This is a genomic window from Barnesiella propionica, from assembly GCF_025567045.1.
GTDB classification, from domain to species: Bacteria; Bacteroidota; Bacteroidia; order Bacteroidales; family Barnesiellaceae; genus Barnesiella_B; species Barnesiella_B propionica.
On record NZ_JAOQJK010000018.1, the window covers coordinates 1 to 1,916 of the forward strand.

General features: G+C 36.7%; 3 protein-coding genes. All 3 read left to right on the forward strand.

The annotated features are described in order from the left end of the window. The coding region (locus tag OCV73_RS14415; RefSeq protein WP_147553327.1) for an acyltransferase at positions 1–477 on the forward strand (477 nt) is incomplete at its 5' end. Between the two features lie 10 nt (positions 478–487). Next, positions 488–1,495, forward strand: coding sequence for a glycosyltransferase family 2 protein (locus tag OCV73_RS14420; protein ID WP_147553328.1), 1,008 nt, complete (start codon positions 488–490; stop codon positions 1,493–1,495). Between the two features lie 40 nt (positions 1,496–1,535). After that, positions 1,536–1,916: UDP-N-acetylglucosamine 2-epimerase (locus OCV73_RS14425; RefSeq protein ID WP_147553330.1), on the forward strand; the 381-nt coding region annotated here is incomplete at its 3' end.

Here is a 1,916-nt window from a genome sequence, read left to right on the forward strand (position 1 = left end):
TTCCTGCAAAGAACACGCACCCCCCATAAAGCCGTAACCCTTTTAGGCAATGTATATTTAAATGCGAGTAATGTGAAGATAGGCAGGAATGTGACTATTTATCCGAATGTCTATTTCTGGGGTTCCGGTGAAATTGTCATAGGAGACAATGTAGATTTAGGAATAGGAACTATAATATATTCCCGAAATCGAGTCTATATAGGATCAAATACTTCTGTAGCCGCCTACACATATATAATAGATTCGAATCATGGCATAGGGAAAGATGAATTGATTCGTAATCAGCCGATGGATACGGCAGACAATGGTATTTATATAGGCTCCGATGTCTGGATAGCGGCCCATTGCACCATTATAAAAGGAGCTGAAATACAGGACGGAGCGGTTGTAGGAGCTATGTCGATGGTAAATAAAGTTATACAACGCGGTACTGTAAATTGTGGAATTCCTGCAAAGTTTTTAAGAGAAAGAATATAATAAATATAGTATGAAACAATTAAGTATTATAATACCCGTATATAATACGGGAAAATATTTGGATGATTGCCTGACATCTTTATTACATCAGGATATTCCTCATGAACAATATGAGATAATATGTGTAAATGACGGGTCTACTGATAATAGTTTGGAAATATTGAACGGTTATGCATCTGATAATGAAAATATACAAGTTATCGATCAGCAAAATGCCGGACATGCGGCTGCCAGAAATGTAGGATTACAGGCTGCTCAGGGAAGATATGTTTGGTTTGTAGATTCTGATGATTATATAGATGCGGGCTGTTTAGGTTTCTTATTACGAATTTTGAATGAAAATCAAATTGATTTTTTGACTGTGGGATTGACTTCTGTATCTTCCGAATCTCATTTTAACAACTCTTTCTATAAATATGAAAATAGTCTTACGGAAAAACTACCAAAGCATTTAGCTTGTAGTGGAAATCGTATTATTTTGAGAGAGTTAATTGTAGATAATCATATTATCTGGGATAAGCGTTTATCTCCTAACGATGATACTGTATTTTTGTTTTATGTTCAATTGTATTCCCGAAAAAAAGCGTATTTACCATCAATAAATTATTATAGGAGAGTACATTCGGCTTCGGTGACTTCCATAAAATCATTGGCTGGAACAAAAAAGCATATATCTTCTTTTATGGTAATGGCCGAAATATTTCAAAAAGAATATGAATGTTGTGCTGATTCTAAAATTAAACATAATTTAAAGTTGAGAATAGCTTTGACTGTTAAAGCTATTTTATTTGATGCAGCTTTAATATATACCAAGAAAGAAAGAAGAGAGTTTATTTCTCTCTTGAAAAGTAAGAACTTATATCCATATACTTTTTTATGGATAGATTTATGGCCTAAGATTTCCTTAAAAAGGACATTAATGGATTGGTCCATGTTATTTTTTCCTTTCGAATTTTATTATGATTTATATAGTGCGTTAATGTATAACTCTAAAATAGCTAGGAGAATTAGGAGTTAGTTATTTTATTGAAACTGAATATTAAATAAGAATAAATTCGATGAAAAAATTAAAAGTAGTAACCGTAGTAGGCACGCGTCCCGAGATTATCCGTTTAGCCTGCGTACTTCAAAAATTAGATAAAAGCCCCGCGATCGACCATGTCCTGGTCCACACCGGCCAGAATTACGATTACGAACTCAACGAACTCTTCTTCGAAGACCTCGGTCTGCGCAAGCCCGACCATTTCCTCAATGCCGCCGGAGCCAATGCCACCGCCACCGCGGGCCAAATCCTGATCAACATAGACCCTATCCTCGAGCAAGAACATCCCGATGCCTTCCTGGTTCTGGGCGATACCAACTCCTGCCTTTGCGCCATAGCCGCCAAAAAGCGCCACATCCCCATCTTCCACATGGAAGCCGGTAACCGTTGCTTCGAC